The sequence below is a fragment of the Limnoglobus roseus genome, assembly GCF_008254045.1.
GTDB classification, from domain to species: Bacteria; Planctomycetota; Planctomycetia; order Gemmatales; family Gemmataceae; genus Limnoglobus; species Limnoglobus roseus.
Genome location: NZ_CP042425.1, coordinates 2,743,988 through 2,763,194, shown reverse-complemented (window position 1 = coordinate 2,763,194; position 19,207 = coordinate 2,743,988). Strand labels below are relative to the sequence as shown.

The window sequence follows — 19,207 nt, the reverse complement described above, 5'->3', positions numbered from 1 at the left end:
CATGCAACTTCTCTCCGTCGTGATCCCGCTGAAGGACGAGCGCGACAACGTGCGGCCGTTGGTCGAGAAGCTCCGCGACGCGCTTCGCACCGTCGCCCGGTGGGAAGTCGTCCTCGTGGACGACGGCAGCACCGACGGCACGTTCGAAGTCCTCGCCGACGTGTCGGCCGCCGACCCGCGCATCAAGATCGTCCGCCTTCGCAAGAACTTCGGCCAGGCGGCGGCGACTCAAGCCGGCTTCGACGCGGCCGGCGGTGATGTCATCGTGACGATGGACGGCGACGTGCAGAACGACCCGGCCGACATCCCGATGATGCTCGCGAAGCTGGAGGAAGGCTACGACGCCGTGCTGGGGCTACGGCAGCAACGGCAAGACAAACTGCTCCTCCGCAAGCTGCCGAGTTGGTGCGCGAACTGGCTGATCCGCAAGGTTCTCGGCGTGCCGTTCAAGGACTTCGGCTGTGCCCTGCGGGTGGTCCGCCGCGAGTTCATCGACGGCCTGTCGCTGTACGGCGAGATGCACCGCTTCATCACGGCACTGCTGATCCAACAAGGGGCGAAGGTCACGCAGGTTCCCGTTCGCCACCACCCGCGGACGGCCGGGCAGTCGAAGTACAACCTGACGCGCACGATCCGCGTGTTGCTCGACCTGATGACGGTGAAGTTCCTGGCGAGCTACCAAACGCGGCCGATGCACCTGTTCGGTGGCGTTGGCCTCGTGTTCCTGTTTCTCGGCTTCGTGAGCCTGTTCACGTCGATGGTGATGAAGTACACGACCGGCCCCGGCATGACGGCGAACCCGCTGTTCCTGATCGGCGTGATGGTCGAACTGATCGGCGTGCAGTTCCTCAGTTTGGGGCTGATCGGCGAGGTGATGGCGCGAATCTACTTCGAGAGCCAGGGCAAGCCGCCCTACGTCGTCCGCGACCGCCGCAACCTCGACGCGCCCGAGAGCCGCCGCAAGGCGGCGTGAACCTCCCCGCGGCCGCCGTGTCTTACCCTCGTTCCGAATGAGGGTGAGCGATGCGAGCCGACATGGGGAAGGTGCTGGTGGAGCGACCGCGTCCCGGTTCTCGGGACGGCAGCCGACCGCACAAGGGGTATCAGAAGGCCGTCCACCGAGCGATGGGACAGGGCGGCGGTCCCGTTCGCGAGGGCATGACCCAGCGGTGCGGCGGCACACGACACTTCAACGAACACCTCGCCCCACTCCGGCGGTTCCTCCAGACGAACGTCGGCCGCCCGTGGGACAAAATCTACTCCGAAATCTGCCAGTACGTCGACCGCGGCAACGTTGTCCAGAAACACATCCTCACGCACCTCTTCGACTACGTCGTCACCAAAACCATCGTCATTGACAGCGTCCCCTGTCTGGGCCAGCGAATGTGGCCGGGCGAGTTCGGCCAGCCGTTGCGCGACGTTCGCCCGTACCGCGAACACTGGTACGTCTGCCCCGTGTCGGGGTTGTTGAAGAAGTTCAAGCACCAGAAGTACAACTACACCCGGTCGCAGGCTGTCAAGAAGGAGCCGAAGGTCCACCGGCTGACCGAAACGATGGCCTACCGCGAAGTTGCCGACGGCGTGGAACTGATCCGGCTCGCCCCGCTGCCGGAGAACTGGACGGTGAAGAAAGGCTTCGACGTGCTCCTGAAACGATCGTGGTCGGGCTTGAGCAAGGAACTCGTCCATCAAACTTACGGCCGCTGGGTGTACGCCGTCGCCGTGTGGCGGGCCTCGAAGCGGGAGTTGAAGCAGTACCCCGTGCCGTTCGAGTTGATCCGCTGACCGCTACAAGTTCCGTGTGGCTCGCGCGATGATGCGATCCGTCGCGGGGTGGTTGTTCGTCTCCTTCCGCCAGCGCGTGACCAATTCTTTCACCCACGTCGGCTGACTCTTACCGGCGTCGTTCAGCCAGTTCGCGACCGAGTCCTGCACGTACTTTTCCAGATCGGCCTTCAGCGGTTCGAGTAACGGCAACGCCAACTCCGGGTTCAGTTTCAACTGCTCGACGTGACCGGTCCAGACGCCGCGCGGCCGCGTCAACTCCACGGCAAACCGCCGCAAGAACGGTGACTCTTCCTTCACCCACGGCTTGAGGGCAGCAACGGCGTGCGTGACGTTCTTGCGGACGTGGTCGCGCATCGGCATCCACGCCCACTCGCGAACGCCGAAGTGCGGGTCGTCGGCCAGCGGGCGAATGAGTTCCAGTCGAGGTTTCAACTTCAATTTCGGGGCCAACCCGATGGCGAAGCACGCCCACCCGCGGACGGTGTCCGAGGGATGCTTCGCGATCCGCGACAGTCCTTCGACGCCGAGGTGCGCGAGCAGCAGCGCCGCAGCCGTCTCCATCCGCCGCGTGACGCCCTGCCCGGCCATACCCGCGACGATGGCGTGCGACTCGGCTGGCAGGTCCGGCACCGCGTTCGCCAGGAGTAGGGCAAAGTCGATCGCCAGCCCCTCCGCGAGCGTGGCCGTCTCCAGCGTCCCGGCGTGCAGTTGGGCGAGGACATCGGCCGGGATGTCGGCCCGATTTGCGGAGCCTTTGCGGGTGGTCGTCATGGGCGTATTGAATTCCAGTGAGAAAGAATGCGCTCACGCCGCTGGCGGCGTGAGCCGCTGTTCGGAGCAGGTGCGGTCGTAGGTTGCTTGCAGTTCGACCGGCAGGCACAGTCCGCCGCGGAGCCACAGTGGGAGTGTTGGCATCGGCCGGCCGACGGTTAACGCCTCATGCCACACATCGAGTGTGGCCGCGCCGTCGCGGTCCACCGGGCGGTACGCGGTCGCGTACAAGCTGGCACCGGGCGGCGGAGTCGTACCCAGACGGGCCATGAGTTCGCCGTGCAGGTCGGCGGTACGTTCCGTGACCACGTCCACGATTACCAGCCCGATCCCCGCCTGAAGGTACGCCGCACACTTGGAGACGAACGCCTCGCGGCTTGCGGGCCGGTCCTTGTTCGCCGGGCTGACCAGTTCGACCGCCCCGGCCAGCGTCGGTCCGCCGCTGCGACTGAAGATGCCGATTTCGACGACCGGGCCGCCCATCGTCACCGGTACGCTCTCCCGCGGGGCCGGCGGAACCCACCCCGGGCCGACCGGCGGGCCGTCGGCGAACGCCGCCACGTCGATCTCGATGCCGAACTGCACGTTCGCTTCCGCGAAGTATCCCTCCGGCAGTCGCGCGTTGAGTTGCGAGGACAGGTACGTCGCCCACGAGTTGTGGAAGGCGTGCCAGTGTCGGCGTTCGCTCAACGGCGGGCGGAAGTGGTCGAGCAAAGACATCGGCGGCTCCGAGGAATGGTGTCACGATAGCAGACCGCTCACACTCGTTCCACCAGCACCGCGACCGCATTCCCGCCGCCGAGGCACAGCGACGCGATGCCGTAGCGAAGGCCGCGGGCGTGCAGGGCGTGGACGAGCGTCGTCAGCACACGCGCACCGCTCGCGCCGATGGGGTGGCCGAGCGCGATCGCCCCGCCGTTCACGTTCACCTTCGCCTCGGCGAGCTTCAGTTCTTGCGCGCAGCCGAGCATCTGCGAGGCGAAGGCTTCGTTCAGCTCGAAAAGGTCCACGCGGTCGAGCGGCAGGGCGGCCGTCAGTTTGCGAATTGCCGACACGGGGGCCAGGAAGATATCCTTCGGGGCGACGCCGCTGGTGGCCGACGCGAGAATCTTCGCGAGCGGCTTCAAGCCGTACTTTCGCACGCTCGCTTCGCTGGCGACGACCACAGCGGCGGCCCCGTCAGAGAGCTGCGAGGCGTTGCCGGCCGTCACCGTGCCGTCGGGCTTGAACGCGGGCTTCAGCTTCGCTAAACCCTCCGCGGTCGAATCGGGCCGGATGCCCTCGTCGCGGTTGATTGTCGCCTTCGCCGCTTGAACTGGCATCGCTTCGGCCGTGAACGCACCGCTCGCCCACGCGGCCGCCGCCCGCAGATGGCTCTGGGCGGCGAAGCGGTCTTGCTCGGCTCGCGAGATGCCACACTGCGACGCCGTGTGCTCGGCAGCGTTGCCCATCGGCCACTTCTCGAAGGGGCACCACAGGCCGTCGCGGATGAGCGCGTCGACGGCCGTCTGGTCGCCGTACTTGTACCCGCCGCGGACGTTCGGCAGCAGGAATGGTGCTCGACTCATGCTCTCCATGCCGCCGGCCACGATGATACTCGCGTCGCCGCACCGGATGGCTTGATCGGCGAGCATCACCGCCTTCAACCCGGAGCCGCAAACCATGTTCGTCGTGTGGGCGTTGATCGTGTCCGGCAGCCCCGCCGCGAGAGCCGCTTGCCGGGCGGGGTTCTGGCCGCAGCCGGCCTGCACGACATGGCCCATGATGACCTCGTCCACCGCTTCCGGCGGCAGGTTCGCTCGCTTCAGGGCTTCGCGAACGGCGAACGAACCGAGTTGCGGAGCGGTGAACTCCGCGAGGCCGCCGAGGAACTTGCCGATCGGCGTGCGGACCGCGGAAACGATGAACGTGGTCATGGGAAAATCGCCGGGAGGAGGGGCCTACGCTATTTTACCCCTCCGCAGTCGCGGGTCCGCCCGGTAAATCAAACCCCATGCCGCTCCTCGCCACGGAATCGCTCACCAAAGACTACGGCCCGTTCCGGGCACTCGACGGCCTGAACCTGGCCATCGCCCCCGGCGAGGTCGTCGGCCTCCTCGGGCCGAACGGGTCCGGCAAGTCGACCGCTCTCCGCATGGTCCTCGGGTTCATGCGGCCGACTGCGGGAAAGGCCACCGTCGCCGGGTTCGACTGCTGGTCGCAGTCGGTGGAAGTCCGCAAGCGCGTCGCCTACCTGCCGGGCGAACTCCGGCTCTACGAGAACATGACGGGCCGACAACTCGTCCGCTTCCTCGGCAAACTGCGCGGCGAAGTCCCCGGCGAGGAAGTCGATCAACTCGCAAAGCGGCTCGACATCGACGTGGACAAGCCGCTCGTGCAGATGTCCTCCGGCATGAAGCGGAAGGTCGCACTGTTGGCGATCCTGGTGCCGAAGGTGCCGCTCATCATCCTCGACGAGCCGACGAACACCCTCGACCCGACGATGCGGGACGAACTCCTCGAACAACTCGCCCTCGCGAAGCGGGCGGGCAAGGCGGTGCTGTTCTCGTCGCACGTGTTACAAGAAGTGGAAGCCGTCTGCGACCGCGTGGTGATTCTGCGGAAGGGGCTGCTCGTCCACGAACAGTGCATGGCCGACCTCCGCGACGGCCGGCACGTCACGGCCGCCCTCACCGGCCCCGCCCCGACGCTCGGGCCGGATGGCAACGCGCTGTCAATCGCCGACGGTCGCCTCAACCTGGAATACCGCGGGCCGCTGCCGACGCTGTTGGAATGGCTGGCGAAGCAGCCGCTAGGGAATCTCAAGATCGAACCGCTCGGCCTCGGCCCGATCTACCACAAGTACCACGGGAACGTGTGACTCGATGACATTCACGCTCGTCCGCAAGTTCCTCCGCGACGTCCGCTGGCCGCTGCTGGTCGTGGCCCTCCAGATCTTCGGCTTCTCGATGCTGTGGGTGAAGGTCGCGCAGCGGGTGACTACGGAGATCGCGCCGTTCTTCAACGGCATCGCGATGGTCAGTCAGATCAACCCGAAGCTCTTCGAGGAGGTCGTCTTCAAGGGGCCGGGGAAGGTGTCGCAGTCGGTCCTCGGCGGCAGTGACATTCAGTTCGAGCGGCCAAACGACTTTTTGGCGGTCGAACTGCTCCACCCCGTGATCCTCATCCTGACCGGCGTGTGGGCCATCGGTCGCACGGCCGGGGCGGTCGCCGGCGAACTCGACCGCGGCACGATGGAACTGCTCCTCTCGCAGCCGATTCCGCGCAACCGCCTCATCCTCGCGCACCTCATCACCGACGCCATCGTCATTCCGATCCTGTGCGTTAGCGTGTTGGGCGGCACGCGGGCGGGGCTGGAAGTGATGGGACCGTTCACGGTCGATTATTCCGTCCTCGACAAGATGCCGAAGTTGCCCGGCGGTCGGCCGCTGCCGAAGGGGCCGGCCGAACTGCCCGTGGACGTGAGCCGTCAGCCGAGGGCGATCGTGAACCTCGCGGCCCTCATGTTCGCGATCAGCGGCGTGACGCTGGCCATTTCGTCGCTGAACCGCAGCCGGTGGCGGGCGATCGGGTTCGCGGTGGTGGTGGTGATGGCCATGTTCATCGTGAACGTCCTCGGCCAACTCTGGGAGGCTGCCGCCCCGCTCAGGCCGCTGAGCGTCTACTACTACTACCAACCGCAGCGCATCTGGCTGAAGGAAGACTGGATCGTGAACCTGTCGGACGTGTGGCCCGGCTCGCCGGGCGTGCCGCTGGTCGGCGTGCTGGCCGCCGTCGGCGCGGTCGGCTACGCCTCGGCTCTGTTAGTGTTCACGCGGCGGGATTTACCCGCCCCACTGTGAGCGGGCGGTTGGCGTGTAGCCTGCGCGAGCCCCGCCAGCCGAGAGCCTTCGGGTGTGGCCGGAGGCTTCCCGCGGGAGGAAATCGCACGCAGGCTAAAGCCTGCGGCTACAAGCCGAAATCTTCCCGTGCGGTTGGAAACCGCCCCTACCGCTTCGACTTCTTCGCCGGCGGCGGCTTCGCCTCGATCGTGCCCTCACGCCGCTGGGCCAGCATGAACTCGTAGAGGCGAGCCGTCGCCGTCTCCCACGCGCCGCCGCGGGCCTTGTGAATAATCGCGTCGAGGGAATCGGCGGCTTCGGGCGGCAACTTCCCCGCGTGGCGCTGATCCTTCAACCGCTGCTCACACTGGTTCAAGCGGGCTTCATCGCGGCTGCGAACGGCCGTGTAGAGCGCGTCCACGGTGTGGAAGGCGTCCTCGCTCGTGCCCATCTGCGGCGGCCGGGTCCAGTACGAGTACAGAACCGCCAGCCCCACGGTCAGAACCAATCCGACCAGGGCGTACACGGCGTACCGTTCGACGGACGGCCGCCCTTCAGCTTCAGTTCCCAACCGGCACCTCCCCACCGTCGCGGGTGGAGATCGCGACGAACGTGTTCGGATTGATGAACGTCGAGACGAGCCGCACCGAGCCGTCGCCGAAGAGGACGTTGCAGCCGGCGCCGTGCTCGCCCCACATTTGGTCGGTGTGGCCGAACGGGTCGTTCGGGGCGTGGATGATCACTTCCGGGTGGTCGTGCGTGTCCGGCCCGCTGTGGACGCCGACGAGGCACCCGGCCCCGTTGTTCTCGCTCGGCCACGGCCGCAGGTCGAGCCGTGGCGGCGTCACCGCCCCCGGCACCACGCCGACCCACGTCTTGTTGCTCAGGTAGGAACTGTGTTCGCCGATGAAGATGGTGTTCGACAAGCCGTCGGAAACCATCGCGACCGTCGTCCGCGAGTTCCGGTAGAACGGCCCGTCAATGCGGGCGAGCTTGCCGCCGTTCTCGGGCACAGGTTCCGCCACGTCGTAGTCGTAGCAGTACGCGGTGGTGCGACCCCACGGCTGGTGGATGCCCGCGTTCGTGACGTAGTGCGAGTGCGCGAACCGGATGCGGCTGCCGTCGCTCCGCGCCATCGGCGTGCCGTGCCGAACGTCGGCCCCCTCGCGCTCGACGTCGAATCCGTCACTCCCGCCGGTGGCCGAGGGGCAGAGGAACATGGACACCTTTGTGGTCACCGCCGTGGCGAAACTCGGCGACCAGCATGGCTGCTTCAGGTCGAACTGCCGGTAGAGGTTCTCTTGCTCCAGGTGCGGCAGCAGGAACACGCCCCACGCCCACCCCGGCGGGCCGTTGCGGTAGTCGTCGCCGTAGGTGATGCCGAAGGCGGTGCCGTCGAGTTTCGTGTCCGTCGTCACGTAGGCCGGGGGGTAACGGCCGTTCACGCCCTCGTAGCCGTGGAGTGCGAGGCCGATCTGCTTGAGGTTGTTCGTGCACTTGGCCCGTGCTGCTGCCTCGCGGACCTTTTGCACAGCCGGCAGGAGGAGGCCGATCAGAATGGCGATGATTGCGATGACGACGAGCAATTCGATGAGCGTGAACCCGGAGCGAGACGGCAATTTCATGAATCCCTCCTGACGAAGTGTCAACGAATGACGCATATTAGTTTAGACTAATTAAAAATGTTCGTCAAGACTATTCACTCTCTGGTGTGAGAGTCAAAGGCACACGCCCGCGGGGCGAGCAAGGGGTGGTGTTCTCACCCCTTGCTCGCCCCGCGGGCGTGTCTGTCGCCTTCGCGATGAAGCGATTACGACATTTGGAAGGCGTTCAACTCGGACGACGTGAACAGTGCGTTCAGGTCCAGGATCGGAACGAGTTTGCCGTTCAGTTCTGCGACGCCGTCGAGGTATTCCGCCAGCGAACCGTCGCCGAGGAGGTCGTGTTCCAACGGCCGCGACGGGGGTAGACGACGGATGCCGACGACCGTGTTCACGAGCAGGCCGATCACGAGTTGGCCGTCATCAGACTGCGCCACCAGCACGCCGCGGCGGGGGGACTCGCCGTCGTCCACGTTCAGGAAACGCGGCAAGTCGACCAGCGAGAGGATGTCACCGCGGACGTTCGCCACACCGGGCAGCCAGTCGGGCATGCCCGGGACCGGCGTGATCTTCGTCGAGCGGACCACCTCGCGGACGTTTTCGATCCGCACCGCGTACGGCGTGTGGCCCAGTTCGAACACGACGTACCGCGAACCGACTTCGGGCACCCGCTCGCGGACGACTTCCGGTTCGTCGTCGTCGGGGATGGCGTCCTGAATCGCGGCCAGTAGTTTGTCGAGCGTCGAACTGGTCGAGCGGGCATCGACTTCCACGAAGAGGTTCGACGTGGTCACGACGGCCGCGCCGGTCATCGCCTCGGCGCGGGCCTGGATGGCGACGAGGCCGGGGGCGAAACCACGGAGGCGAGCGGCGACGGCCCGCGACTCGTTCGGGGCCAGGTCACCGACGAGCCAGCCGATGAGGTTCAGTGCCCGGTCGAACTCGCCGCCGGGGGCCGACGCGAACGTCAGTTCCTCCGGCATCGTCAGCATCGCGGTCACGCCGCGGACCGGGATCGGCGAAGAGTTGGTGATAACGAGCGTGACCTCTTGCTCGTCGTCCACCCGCATCATTGACTCGTGCTTCAACTCGACGGCGAGCTTCGTGCCGACGGCCTCGGTGGCGAAGATCGACTCGGACGACTCGCTGCCGGACGATTCGACCGTCGCGATCCAGTCGTGCCGGCCGGCGGCCTTCGCTTCGAGTTCCGCCGTCAGCGTGACCGCGTCGCCCGGTGCGATCGGCGGCGCTTCGACGAGCACCGGCGGCCCGCCGTGCGAGCGGTCGAGGACGCGCAGCGTCACGTCGCTCGTCGGGAGTTCGCCGACGTTGGAAACCCGGAGGGTGATCGTGAACGGTTGATCGACCGAAACCACGCTCGGCGAGGCCAACTCGCCCACGAGTCGCGCGCCGGGGAGCGGTTGATACGCGACTTCGAAGATCCGCGGCGTGACGGCCAGTTCCGGGCCGATGAGCGCGACCGGTAGTTTGACCGACAGCGGCACGGCGTCGTCGGGGCCGAGCGGGCCGAGGTGCCAGTGCAGGGTGCCGCGCTTCGCCGACGGTTTGCGGCTCGCCTGCACCTGCTTCAGCCCGGCCGGGAGTTGGAACGTGACCTTGCAGTTCGGGTAGCCGCGGCCCGCCTCGTCGCGGACGACAATGCGGAACACGGACACGGTGTCCTCGTCTTCCAGCCGCGGCATGATGGACACACGGCGGGTCCGCCAGATCGCGGACACCGGCGGGATGTCGAGTTGTGCGGCCGGCGGCGGCGTGCGCGTCAGCGCGGGCGATTCTTCCGGCGGCAGAGGTTCCGGGTCCGGCTTCGGCAGCATGAACGGCGAGAACTCGCTGAGCCGGGCGCTGAACGGCGGCGGCAACGGCAGGTCGTCGTCATCGTCCTCGACCGGCCGGGGTTGCTCCGGGGCGTCGGTCGGCATCCGCTCGGTCGGGGAAACTTGATCGACGGTAGACGGGTTGACCGGGAACTCGATTTCGTCCGGCCGGGAGTCGGAGAGGGTGTCGTCGGCCCGCGGGCGGCGCGGCCGGAACATCACCGCGTTCACGTCGTCCGACGATTCGTCCAGTCCCATGTTCGGCCAGTACGGGATCGACGCCACCGACACCGGCGGCTCGGGCAGGGGTTCCGGCAGTGGGTCGGGGGCGGGGGTCAGGTCCGGCAGCGGGAAACCGCCCATCGCCAGCCACGACGGCAGTTCGTCGGCCGCGGCGGCGGGAAATTGGTCCCCCTCGCCGACCGCGTCCGGCAGCGGCGGCAGGTCGCCGAACGGGAACGGCGGGACGGTGGCATCATCGCCGTCAGTCATGTCACAACCTCGGGTGTCGTCAGATCAACTTCGTGATGTTCGCGACCAGGTCGCCGTCGGTGAACGGCTTCGTCATGTAGGCGTCGGCCCCTTGCTTCATGCCCCAGAACTTGTCACTATCCTGGCTCTTGCTCGTCAGCAATAGCACCTTGATGTTCTGCGTGGCGGCCGTCGTCTTCAGTTGCCGGCAGACCTGGAAGCCGTTCTTCTTGGGCATCACCACGTCGAGGACGATGAGCCGCGGCAGTTCCTTGGCGGCCTTCTCGATCGCCTCCTCGCCGTCGGCGGCCGTGATGACGCGATAACCTTGCAAGCTCAGTGCGGCGGCGACCAACCGCTGTTCGGTCGGGCTATCATCGACGACGAGGATCGTATCTTTCGGCATGGCACGGGTACTCTGGGTGTCTCGTTGGGGACGAGCGGGCGGCGTCAGCCCCTGATTCTGGTTGAATGTTTCGCGAGAATCAGGGGGCTAACGCCCCCCGCTCGCCGTTCACTGCGGCATCGCCTCGAACCAACTCAGCGCCCGCTTCAGTTCGCCGACGAACACGCCGCTCGTGTCCATCCACGCCAGGGTGGGCGTCTGACTGCGGAAGCAACTGCCGAGCAGGACGAAGTATTTTTCCAGCACCAGCGTCAGGTCGCGCAGCACCCACTGGCACTCTTGCACCGTGCTCGTCGGCTCTGCCTTCGCGAAGAAGCCGAGGAAGCCGCTGCGCTTCGGCGGGGCGGCCGAGGCCACCTGTGCGGTCGTCAGGAACCGCCCGGCCGCGGCCAGGGCATCGGCAATCGGGCGGGCGTACTTCACCGGGTCCACGTGCGTCGCGATGAAGTCCGCGACTTCGTTCACCATCGCCGCGGCGATCTTCACTGCGCCTCCCGGGTTCCGCTGGTGGGCCGGGTTTTCCAGCGACGACCGGCCGAACTCCAGGCGGCCGAGCAACTGCACCAGCAACACGTTCCAGGTGCGGTCGAACTCCACGTCGCCGGGGTCGTCCACGCTGTCGCCGTCCCAGACGGTCTTCGAATCCGGCCTCTCGTCCGCCGCGTCGCTGCTCGTGAGCGCCCCGGGCAACTTCGTAACCGCCCCGGGGCCGAACAGGCTGAGCCGGGCGTCGTCGTCGTCGGGGCGGGCCATGACGGAGTCTCGCCGGGTTACGCGGGGGCCTTCTGGAGCGGCACGATCTTCCCGACGGCGGCCAGCAGCTTCTGCGGGTCGAACGGCTTGGTCAGGTACTCGACCGCCCCCGCCCACTGGCCGCGGAGCTTGTTGAGGAACCCGTCCTTGCCCGTCAGGAAGATGATCGGCACCTTCGACGTTTCCGCGTTCTGGCGGAGCATCTTGCACAACTGATAGCCGTCCAGCCCCGGCATGTTGATGTCGAGCAGGAACAACTGCGGCGCGCCCTGTTGGCGGATGCGCTCGGCCACCTCGTACCCGTCGGCCGCCTCGACGACCTGATACCCGACCGTGCCGAGCGTGACCGACACGAGTTTGCGAATCGTCGGGCTGTCATCCACGATCATGATCGTCGGCTTGGAAGCGGGGATGAGCCGCCGGCGCTCCTCGTCGGCGGTCTTGCGGACCGCCTCGCGGTGCTTGACAAAGCGGTTCACCTGGTTCCGCCACGCGGCGTCGGCCGGGCGGGCCTTGATCGCCGTTTGCAGCGCCTTGATCCCCTCGTCGATGTACCCGAGGTTCAGGTACGACAGGCCGAGCTTGTAGGCGTTCATCGAACTCGGGTCGGCCTGGAGGTCGGCGTAAATCTTGTGGGCGGCTGTTTCCAGCATGCGGCGGTCGGCCCCGGTCGGCGCGTCGAACGCGGCCGGGTTCTCGATGCTGACGACCGACCGGCACCGCGGGCAGGCGTGCGGGTTCTTCCCCGGCTCGCCCTGGAAGTCGCACAGCGGGCACGCGAACCGTGGGGCCATCTGCGCCTGGTAGTGGGCGAGGCCCTGCTTGGCCCGTTCGTTGGCCGGGTTGATCGCGAGGACGAACTGCAAGAGTTCGACGCCTTCCTCGGCCGTGTCCGCGAGGCCGGCCCGCCACAGCCACGCGGTTTCGTTCCGCGGGGCGAGATCGGTCGCCTCGGCGAACCAAATCTTCGCCTGCATCCGCTCGTTCGCCTTCGCCGCGACGACGCCGGCCCGGCACAGCGCGTCCGGCAGGCCGGCGGCCGCGTACTCGTTGCCGGGGTTCACTTCCATCACGCGGCGGAGGCACGCCAGCGATTCGCGCGGGTCTTCGGCGGTGTTCGCCAGCCAGAGCCACGCGAGTTCGTTGTTCGGCTCCAACTCCGTGACCTGCCGTAGCAACGTCCGGGTCCGGGCTTTGTCCCCTGCTCGCGCGGCTGCGATGCCATCTCGGAGCAGGGAAACGGTTTCGACTGGTGCCATGTCGGGGCGTCTCGATTCCGTCGGTGCAGACCGGGGATGACTTGTCCCCGCACAAATATCGGATCATGGGACTCTGCGACGGACCGCCAGGGTTGTCAAATTTCGGCCCGAATCAAGAGGCGGTTTCCCGTCCGATCGCGAACGCCTGGGGAACAATCTGCACCGCCGCCTGAATAGTTTGCCCAGTCAGGAAGGTTTGCCGGGCCGCGGTTGGCGTCGCCGGCCGACGGGTGGTAGGATTCCTCGAACATTGACGGAGAACTCCCGTGCGACCCATCCCCGGCCATACGAAGGGCGTGCGAGCCGTGGCCTTTGCCCCGGACGGCAAGCTCGTGTCGGCGGGCGAAGACCGCACGGTGCGCATCTGGGACGCGGCCTCCGGCCGACCGCTGGAGGTGCTGAAGGCCCAGCGGGTCGTGTACGCCGTCGCGGTGTCGCCGGACGGCGGAACACTGGCCTACGCCGGTCGGGCGACCGACACGCGATCTCGGACCAACACCATCCCCCTCTGGGATCTGCTGAACGGCCGATCGGACGGGGAGTACGACTGGACCGTGGAACAGGAGCAAGCCCGTGCGTTCCGGGGTGCCGGTTCGATCTGGTCTTTGTCGTTCTCGGCCGACGGGCTGTACCTGGCCGCCGCCCGTCGAAAGCTCGGCGGCGGCAATCACCCGAACGGGGCCGGCGGCCGTTGGTGGAGGCGGCAAAAGCCGTTCACGACGGACGCCTTCCCCCCGCGGTCGACCTACGCGGTCGGGTTCGCGCCGGCGGGGGCAACGCTGGCCCTGACGCAGCGCGGGGCCGTAAGCGTGTTCGACGGCCCCGAACGACCGGAGAAGCGCGGCTACAAGTTCCCGGTCGATTGGGCCGCGGCCGTCACCTTCGTTCCCGACAGTTCGACCGTGGTCGCGGCGGCCAACCGCTTCCTCTACGTCGCCAACACGGACAAGGAAGCTCGACTGCGAGCGGTCCGGACGGGCATTCCGCACATCAAATCCCTCGCCGTCTCGCCGGACGGGCGAACGCTCTTGGTCGGCGGGCGGCCGGGGGCGGTGGAGCTTTATCAACTCCCCGATTTCACCCTGCGAAGCGCGTTCGACTTCGGCCTGGGCGACGTGGACGCGATCGCGTTCGCCCCGGACGGTCTGACTTACGCGGTCGGCGGGGCGAGCGGCCTCATCATCTGCGACATCGAGTAGTCTAACAAATTCCGCCACTTTCCCCCTTGAACCTCCCGTAACGTGAGGGCGTATGCTGGCTCTGTTCGAGGAGTCTGCCATGTGGAAAGTTGGCGAACTGGCCCGCCGGAGCGGGGTGACGGTGCGGACGCTGCACCACTACCACGACATCGGTTTGCTCGTGCCGTCCGGCTCGACCGGGGCCGGCCACCGGCTCTACACCGACGCCGATCTGGCGAAACTGCAACAGATTCTCGTGCTACGGCAACTCGGCCTGACGCTGGAGCAGGTCGGCGAGTACCTGACGCGCGACGATTATTCGCCACGGGCGGTGATCGAATTGCGGCTGCAACAACTCCGCGAGCAGATCGCCACGGCCGACCGGCTGCGAGTGCAACTGGAAGGCTTGTCGCGGCTCCTCGACCGGGCCGAGATCGTCTCGGCCGAACAGTTCCTTCAAACCATTGAGGCGTTGACCATGATCGACAAGTACTACACCCCGGAACAACTGGCCAACATGCAGGAGCGGTACTCGGCCAACATCGACCGCATCAAGGAGGTCGAAGCCGAGTGGCCGCGGCTGATGGCGGCCGTGCAGGCCGAGATGGACAAGGGCACGCCGCCGACCGACCCGGCCGTGCAGGCGTTAGCGCAGAAGTGGGACGGCCTGGTGAGCGAGTTCACCGGCGGCGACCCCAACCTTCAGGCGTCGTTGAAGAAGATGTATGAGAGCGAGCCGACCGTCGCCGGGATGGACATGGGCAAGATGCGGCCGATGATGGAGTACGTCCAAAGGGCACGGACGGGTGAGTGACCGTTAATGGTTCGCCCAACTCGCGTTTTCGTTCCCGGCCCGCGTGGACAGGGCGGGCAGCACCGACGCGGCCGAGTACCGCAGGAATTGCACCGACCCGTCGGCGAACAGCCACTGGCCGCCGCCGGCGTGCAGGCTCCAGAAGTGGTGCACGTCGCACGGGTTGAACAACAACCCCGGCTTGTAGAAGTTGTCCTTCGGGCAGCCGGCTTTCACAAGCGACCGGTCCTCCGTCACCGCGAGGGCCGAGTCGTAGGCCGACCACCCCCACCACCCCCAGTCGAGGTCCGGGTCCGGCGACGGCGGCCGCTCGCCGACCATCACCGTGTTGCTCGTCCCGTCGGTAATGTCCGTCAGCCGGGTGTCCGAACTGCGGTAAATGACGCCGTCCTTCGGCCCGCCGAAGTCGAGGTTCATGTTCGTGTTCGACGGCCCGATGGTGTACGCGCTCCCTTCCACCGCCAGGTACGACGTGAGGCCGAACTTCGGGCCGAGGTACTTGTAGTACCCGTCCGTGGAGGCGAGCGACCGGCGGGGGTCCGAGTTGCACATGAACAGTTCGATGATCTGCTGCTGTCCGGTCAGGATTCCCTGGCCCTCGAGGTTCTGAAGCTCGATGTACGGCAGGATGAGCGTGGCCCAACTCTTCCGCGGCCGCGGGTCCGGCGGGTCCGGCTGTTCGCCCGGTTCGTTGAAGTTCCAGTACTCGTTGTAGGCCTGCGGGAACTTTCTCTGGTCGTCGTGGTAGTGGTGGAGGGCGATCCCGAGTTGCCGCATCTTGTTCTGGCACGCCGCCCGGCTGGCGGCCTCGCGGACCCTTTGCACCGCGGCCAAGAGCAGCCCCATCAAGATCGCGAAGATGGCGATGACGACGAGCAGTTCGATCAGCGTGAACGCGGACCGGCGCGGCGAACGAAACACGACCGGGCTCCGAGGGGTGAGGGGCGGAAACGAAAAGGGGTGGCCCGAGACCACCCCTCCTTGGACCGCGGGATTGGCCGGCGGCTTACTTCTTCGGGATAACCTTACCCGTCTCGGCGTTGATTTGCACGTCACCGAAGGTCATGACGAGGTCGTCACCGATCTTCTCGTATTTCATTTCTTCAATGGTCGTGTCCTTCAGCAACTTGGCGGCGATTTCCATCAGGCGGCCTTCCGGCAGCTTCGACTTCCCGGTCGCCTTCTTCTCCAACAGATCGAGCATGTCCTTGCTCACCTTCTCTTGCTCTTTGTCGTCGTCCTTCTTGGTGGTGTCCTTCACGACGCGATTGGTATCCAGGCTCACCTCCCGCTCGAAAATCTTCTTGGTTTTCGTGTCGTAGAAGTAGAACCCGAACACCTGCGTCCCGTTACTCTTGGTCTCCATGCGGGAGTTGATCAACTGGGCCGGTGGCGGGTCTTTGGCCGCGATTTCGAAGGCCTTCTGAAAGTTGCTGATCGCCGTCCCGCCAGCGAACGCTGTCGAGCCGGCCAGGGCGGCTACGGCCACGGCCGCGAAAAACTTCACCATGAGAACCTCCTGAGTGAGACGGAACCTGCCCGCCCGATGTCACGAACGGAGAGAGTGGAATCGACTGCTGATTGGATATACAAACTAACTCGTGCACGCGCGGTCCACAACCCAAATTCCGCAATTCGGACAAGAGGAAATCCCCTCGCGTCCGGCGCAATGGCACGGATCGCTCCCTTCCTCGGAGAATCCGGCGGCAATCGGAAAAACCTCTAACGGCCCGCGTCGTCGGCCGCCCAGTCGTGCGGCTTCAGCCAGTAGTCGGTCAATTGCGCTTCCAGCGATCCCTTTGGCGGGTGGTAGTCGTAGACGTACCGTACCACCGGCGGCAGACTCATCAGAATGCTCTCGATGCGGCCGTTGGTCTTCAGCCCGAAGATGGTGCCGCGGTCGTAGACGAGGTTGAACTCGACGTACCGGCCGCGGCGGTACTCTTGAAACGCACGCTGTTCCGGCGTCCACGGCAGCGCCTTCCGCCGTTCGACGATCGGCACGTAACTTTCGAGGAATGCGTCCGCGGCGTCCCGCACGAAGGCGAAGATCGCTTCAAGGTCGCCGCCCTTCGCGCCGAGGTAGTCGAAGAAGATGCCGCCGACGCCGCGGGGTTCGTTGCGGTGTTTGAGGAAGAAGTATTCGTCGCAGTCGTGCTTCATCTTCGCATGGTCGGCCACGCCGGGGTGCCGGTCGCAGACGGCCTTCCAGGTGCGGTGGAAGTGGACCACGTCCTCGCGCACCGGGTAGTACGGCGTCAAGTCGCCGCCGCCGCCGAACCACGCGGCCGTGCCCTTGTGCAGGAAGCGGAAGTTCGCGTGGACTGTCGGAATCAGCGGGCTGCGCGGATGCAGCACTAACGACACGCCGGTCGCGATGAACCGCGTCCCCTCGCCGGGGAGTTGCTGCGCGAACTGCGGGTCCATCTCGCCGAAGACTTCTGAGAAGTTCACGCCGGCCTTCTCGAAGACGCCGCCGTTTTCCAGCACGCGCGACCGGCCGCCGCCGCCGCCTTCGCGGTCCCAGGCGTCTTCGCGGAACGCCCCGCCGTCGGCGGCTTGCAGCCCGGCGGTGATGCGGTCTTGCAACCCACGGAAGTAGTCCACGACGCGGAGGCGAAGCGAGTCCAGTGTCGACACGGTGAGTTCTCCGAGCAAATTGTTCGTCTCTTTTCCTAGCGATCTCACCGCCGCCGCCATCCGTAAAACGGACGGGACCGTAATCCCTCCCTCCGAGACTCTCCCATGCAACTCGGCCTCATCAACTCCGCGTGGGTGCAAGCCGGCCGCGGCACGGCTCACGGCATTCGCAAAACGAAGGAGATCGGCTTCGATAGTATCGACATCTTCGCCGACCCGCTCGACATCGACGCGAGGGAACGCCGGCTCATCCGCACCGAGTGCGAACGTGTCCAGTTGCCGGTCGTCAGCGTGGCGTGCGTCGCCGTCGGGTTGATCGACTTCAACCCGGCGGTGCAGCGGTTCCACGTTTCCCGGTGCAAGGCGTACCTCGATTTCGCGTTCGAGTTGCAGGCGAGAAATCTCCTGCTGGTGCTGGGCGAATACATCTGGGAACGCCAGGTGATCCCGCCGGCCGAACAATGGAACACGGCCGTCGCGCACCTGAAGGTTCTGGGCGATTACGCGGCCGACCTTGGCGTGCAGATTGCACTCGAACTGGAGCCGTTCAAGTTGTCGCTGCTGAACGACGTGAATAGCATGGTGCGCTTCCTCGACGCGGTAACCCACCCCGCCGTGCGGGCCAACATCGACATTTCGCACCTCCTCCTGGCCGGCGTGCGGCCGGAAGAGTTGCGGAAGTTGAAGGACAAGGCGATCCACGTTCACATCTCCGACTGCGACGGCAAGGTCCACGGCGACCTGCCGCCCGGTCGGGGCGTGGTGGACTTCGGGCCGTACCTCCGCGAGATTCGCGACCTCGGCATCGGGGGCGCGATCAGCATCGAGTTGGAGTACTCGCCGGAACCCGACAAGATCGGCGAGTGGGTGACGGAAGCCTACACCGCAACCGACAGACTGATGCGCGAGGCGGGTATACCCCGTGCCTAAACGCAGAGGTCAGAAGTCAGAGATCAGAGGTCAGGATTACACCGGCCCCGTTTTCACTGACCTCTGACCTCTGACCTCTGACCTCTGACCTCTGATTTGGAACCTCTCCCCAATGAGCGATAAACTCACCGACTCCCAACTCATCCGCTGGGGCAAGGACGCGAACGAAGTCGCCCCGGAAGTGACCAAGTTCCTGCAAGGCCCGCAGAACCGATCGTTCGAACTCGGCCGGGCGTTCAAGATCTTCTGGGAGATGATCTACGGGTTCCGCAAACTGCACTTCGTCGGGTCGTGCGTGACAGTGTTCGGCTCGGCCCGGTTCGACGAGAACCACCGCTACTACAAGCTCGCCCGCGAGGTCGGGAAGCTGCTCGCGAAGTCCGGGTTCACGGTTATGACCGGCGGCGGCCCCGGCATCATGGAGGCGGCCAACCGCGGCGCGAAGGACGTGCCCGGCGCGCGGTCGATCGGTTGCAACATTCTCTTGCCGAAGGAGCAGAAGCCGAACCCCTACGTCGACCAGTGGATCGACTTCGAGTACTTCTTCATCCGCAAGCTGATGCTCATCAAGTACAGCTACGCCTTCATCGTCCTGCCCGGCGGGTTCGGCACGATGGACGAACTGTTCGAGGTGCTCACGCTCATTCAGACCGGCAAGCTGCAAGACTTCCCGGTGGCGCTGATGGGCACCGACTTCTTCGCCCCCGGCATCGAGCAGTTGAAGTTGTTCGTCGAGCGGGCCACCATCGACCCGATGGACCTGAGCAAGTTGACGGTCAGCGACGACCCGGTGCAGGTCGTCAACGGCATCACCGAGACGGTGATGAAGAAGTTCGGCCTCAAGTACGGCCCGCCGCCCAAGATGAAGAAGCGGTGGTTCTTCGGGGAGTGAATCCGGCGAGTGGCCCGGCGTAAACGGGCCGCGTCTGAGCGAGCGTCG

General features: G+C 66.0%; 20 protein-coding genes. 8 read left to right on the top strand and 12 right to left on the bottom strand.

Going from position 1 to position 19,207, the window contains the following annotated elements:
• The first annotated feature begins 1 nt into the window (after position 1).
• On the top strand, positions 2-973 hold the full coding sequence (locus PX52LOC_RS11535) for a glycosyltransferase family 2 protein (RefSeq protein ID WP_149110243.1): 972 nt from the start codon (positions 2-4) through the stop codon (positions 971-973).
• Positions 974-1,023: 50 nt separating this feature from the next.
• Complete coding sequence (locus tag PX52LOC_RS11530) at positions 1,024-1,785, top strand: hypothetical protein (RefSeq protein WP_149110242.1); 762 nt, start codon at positions 1,024-1,026, stop codon at positions 1,783-1,785.
• A 3-nt stretch (positions 1,786-1,788) separates the two neighbouring features.
• Here PX52LOC_RS11530 and PX52LOC_RS11525 read toward each other — a convergent pair whose 3' ends face one another.
• Genes PX52LOC_RS11525 through PX52LOC_RS11515 form a run of 3 tightly spaced genes read right to left on the bottom strand, consistent with a single transcriptional unit; the run spans position 1,789 to position 4,475 of the window.
• Positions 1,789-2,559 (bottom strand): DNA alkylation repair protein, encoded by a 771-nt coding sequence (locus PX52LOC_RS11525; RefSeq protein ID WP_149110241.1) that lies wholly within the window; start codon positions 2,557-2,559, stop codon positions 1,789-1,791.
• 33 nt (positions 2,560-2,592) lie between these two features.
• Positions 2,593-3,279, bottom strand: coding sequence for a DUF4058 domain-containing protein (locus PX52LOC_RS11520; protein ID WP_149110240.1), 687 nt, complete (start codon positions 3,277-3,279; stop codon positions 2,593-2,595).
• Between the two features lie 38 nt (positions 3,280-3,317).
• Positions 3,318-4,475, bottom strand: a complete 1,158-nt coding sequence (locus tag PX52LOC_RS11515) for an acetyl-CoA C-acyltransferase (protein WP_149110239.1) — start codon at positions 4,473-4,475, stop codon at positions 3,318-3,320.
• Positions 4,476-4,552: 77 nt separating this feature from the next.
• Here PX52LOC_RS11515 and PX52LOC_RS11510 point away from each other — a divergent pair, with 77 nt between their 5' ends.
• Both PX52LOC_RS11510 and PX52LOC_RS11505 read left to right on the top strand, forming a co-directional pair.
• Positions 4,553-5,419 carry an ABC transporter ATP-binding protein gene (locus tag PX52LOC_RS11510; RefSeq protein ID WP_149110238.1) on the top strand — a complete coding sequence of 289 codons (867 nt, stop codon included), beginning with the start codon at positions 4,553-4,555 and terminating at the stop codon, positions 5,417-5,419.
• A 4-nt stretch (positions 5,420-5,423) separates the two neighbouring features.
• Positions 5,424-6,401: an ABC transporter permease subunit gene (locus PX52LOC_RS11505; RefSeq protein WP_149110237.1), complete on the top strand. Its 978-nt coding sequence runs from the start codon at positions 5,424-5,426 to the stop codon at positions 6,399-6,401.
• 145 nt (positions 6,402-6,546) lie between these two features.
• On the opposite strand, the gene PX52LOC_RS11500 is transcribed toward PX52LOC_RS11505, so the two are convergent.
• The 6 genes from PX52LOC_RS11500 to PX52LOC_RS11475 all read right to left on the bottom strand — a co-directional run bounded on the left by PX52LOC_RS11500 (position 6,547) and on the right by PX52LOC_RS11475 (position 12,705).
• Positions 6,547-6,951 (bottom strand): hypothetical protein, encoded by a 405-nt coding sequence (locus PX52LOC_RS11500; protein WP_149110236.1) that lies wholly within the window; start codon positions 6,949-6,951, stop codon positions 6,547-6,549.
• The gene (locus PX52LOC_RS11495) at positions 6,941-8,005 is read right to left on the bottom strand and encodes a DUF1559 domain-containing protein (RefSeq protein ID WP_315853315.1); all 1,065 of its coding nucleotides are present in this window, start codon (positions 8,003-8,005) and stop codon (positions 6,941-6,943) included. Before PX52LOC_RS11495 ends, PX52LOC_RS11500 begins: the two co-directional genes overlap by 11 nt.
• Positions 8,006-8,190: 185 nt before the next feature.
• Positions 8,191-10,308 (bottom strand): chemotaxis protein CheW, encoded by a 2,118-nt coding sequence (locus tag PX52LOC_RS11490; RefSeq protein WP_149110234.1) that lies wholly within the window; start codon positions 10,306-10,308, stop codon positions 8,191-8,193.
• A gap of 19 nt (positions 10,309-10,327) precedes the next feature.
• On the bottom strand, positions 10,328-10,693 hold the full coding sequence (locus PX52LOC_RS11485; protein WP_149110233.1) for a response regulator transcription factor: 366 nt from the start codon (positions 10,691-10,693) through the stop codon (positions 10,328-10,330).
• Positions 10,694-10,801: 108 nt separating this feature from the next.
• Complete coding sequence (locus PX52LOC_RS11480) at positions 10,802-11,446, bottom strand: hypothetical protein (RefSeq protein WP_149110232.1); 645 nt, start codon at positions 11,444-11,446, stop codon at positions 10,802-10,804.
• Between the two features lie 17 nt (positions 11,447-11,463).
• Positions 11,464-12,705, bottom strand: coding sequence for a response regulator (locus tag PX52LOC_RS11475; protein ID WP_149110231.1), 1,242 nt, complete (start codon positions 12,703-12,705; stop codon positions 11,464-11,466).
• Positions 12,706-12,971: 266 nt separating this feature from the next.
• On the opposite strand from PX52LOC_RS11475, the gene PX52LOC_RS11470 reads away from it, so the two are divergent.
• Together PX52LOC_RS11470 and PX52LOC_RS11465 are read left to right on the top strand one after the other, a co-directional pair.
• Positions 12,972-13,904 carry a WD40 repeat domain-containing protein gene (locus PX52LOC_RS11470; RefSeq protein ID WP_149110230.1) on the top strand — a complete coding sequence of 311 codons (933 nt, stop codon included), beginning with the start codon at positions 12,972-12,974 and terminating at the stop codon, positions 13,902-13,904.
• 79 nt (positions 13,905-13,983) lie between these two features.
• The gene (locus PX52LOC_RS11465; RefSeq protein WP_218575333.1) at positions 13,984-14,697 is read left to right on the top strand and encodes a MerR family transcriptional regulator; all 714 of its coding nucleotides are present in this window, start codon (positions 13,984-13,986) and stop codon (positions 14,695-14,697) included.
• Between the two features lie 3 nt (positions 14,698-14,700).
• Here the strand turns inward: PX52LOC_RS11465 and PX52LOC_RS41935 are convergent, their stop codons facing one another.
• The 3 genes from PX52LOC_RS41935 to hemF form a co-directional block, all read right to left on the bottom strand.
• A complete protein-coding gene (locus tag PX52LOC_RS41935; protein WP_168218921.1) occupies positions 14,701-15,618 on the bottom strand; it encodes a DUF1559 domain-containing protein in 918 nt (305 codons plus the stop codon).
• Positions 15,619-15,703: 85 nt separating this feature from the next.
• Positions 15,704-16,207: a hypothetical protein gene (locus PX52LOC_RS11455; RefSeq protein WP_149110227.1), complete on the bottom strand. Its 504-nt coding sequence runs from the start codon at positions 16,205-16,207 to the stop codon at positions 15,704-15,706.
• 212 nt (positions 16,208-16,419) lie between these two features.
• Positions 16,420-17,337 carry an oxygen-dependent coproporphyrinogen oxidase gene (hemF, locus tag PX52LOC_RS11450; protein WP_246173696.1) on the bottom strand — a complete coding sequence of 306 codons (918 nt, stop codon included), beginning with the start codon at positions 17,335-17,337 and terminating at the stop codon, positions 16,420-16,422.
• Between the two features lie 105 nt (positions 17,338-17,442).
• Here hemF and PX52LOC_RS11445 point away from each other — a divergent pair, with 105 nt between their 5' ends.
• Together PX52LOC_RS11445 and PX52LOC_RS11440 are read left to right on the top strand one after the other, a co-directional pair.
• A complete protein-coding gene (locus PX52LOC_RS11445; protein WP_149110225.1) occupies positions 17,443-18,267 on the top strand; it encodes a sugar phosphate isomerase/epimerase family protein in 825 nt (274 codons plus the stop codon).
• Between the two features lie 112 nt (positions 18,268-18,379).
• Complete coding sequence (locus PX52LOC_RS11440; RefSeq protein ID WP_149110224.1) at positions 18,380-19,159, top strand: LOG family protein; 780 nt, start codon at positions 18,380-18,382, stop codon at positions 19,157-19,159.
• Positions 19,160-19,207 lie beyond the last annotated feature (48 nt).

Bases quoted from the DNA above. Each gene is read 5' to 3' on its own strand.
- PX52LOC_RS11465 (WP_218575333.1), top strand. From the start codon at position 13,984: ATGTGGAAAGTTGGCGAACTGGCCCGCCGGAGCGGGGTGACGGTGCGG.
- PX52LOC_RS11445 (WP_149110225.1), top strand. From the start codon at position 17,443: ATGCAACTCGGCCTCATCAACTCCGCGTGGGTGCAAGCCGGCCGCGGC.
- PX52LOC_RS11455 (WP_149110227.1), bottom strand. From the start codon at position 16,207: ATGGTGAAGTTTTTCGCGGCCGTGGCCGTAGCCGCCCTGGCCGGCTCG.
- PX52LOC_RS11515 (WP_149110239.1), bottom strand. From the start codon at position 4,475: ATGACCACGTTCATCGTTTCCGCGGTCCGCACGCCGATCGGCAAGTTC.
- PX52LOC_RS11485 (WP_149110233.1), bottom strand. From the start codon at position 10,693: ATGCCGAAAGATACGATCCTCGTCGTCGATGATAGCCCGACCGAACAG.
- PX52LOC_RS11495 (WP_315853315.1), bottom strand. From the start codon at position 8,005: ATGAAATTGCCGTCTCGCTCCGGGTTCACGCTCATCGAATTGCTCGTC.
- PX52LOC_RS11510 (WP_149110238.1), top strand. From the start codon at position 4,553: ATGCCGCTCCTCGCCACGGAATCGCTCACCAAAGACTACGGCCCGTTC.
- PX52LOC_RS11520 (WP_149110240.1), bottom strand. From the start codon at position 3,279: ATGTCTTTGCTCGACCACTTCCGCCCGCCGTTGAGCGAACGCCGACAC.
- PX52LOC_RS11490 (WP_149110234.1), bottom strand. From the start codon at position 10,308: ATGACTGACGGCGATGATGCCACCGTCCCGCCGTTCCCGTTCGGCGAC.
- PX52LOC_RS11475 (WP_149110231.1), bottom strand. From the start codon at position 12,705: ATGGCACCAGTCGAAACCGTTTCCCTGCTCCGAGATGGCATCGCAGCC.
- PX52LOC_RS11440 (WP_149110224.1), top strand. From the start codon at position 18,380: ATGAGCGATAAACTCACCGACTCCCAACTCATCCGCTGGGGCAAGGAC.
- PX52LOC_RS11535 (WP_149110243.1), top strand. From the start codon at position 2: ATGCAACTTCTCTCCGTCGTGATCCCGCTGAAGGACGAGCGCGACAAC.
- PX52LOC_RS11505 (WP_149110237.1), top strand. From the start codon at position 5,424: ATGACATTCACGCTCGTCCGCAAGTTCCTCCGCGACGTCCGCTGGCCG.
- PX52LOC_RS11480 (WP_149110232.1), bottom strand. From the start codon at position 11,446: ATGGCCCGCCCCGACGACGACGACGCCCGGCTCAGCCTGTTCGGCCCC.
- PX52LOC_RS11530 (WP_149110242.1), top strand. From the start codon at position 1,024: ATGCGAGCCGACATGGGGAAGGTGCTGGTGGAGCGACCGCGTCCCGGT.
- PX52LOC_RS11525 (WP_149110241.1), bottom strand. From the start codon at position 2,559: ATGACGACCACCCGCAAAGGCTCCGCAAATCGGGCCGACATCCCGGCC.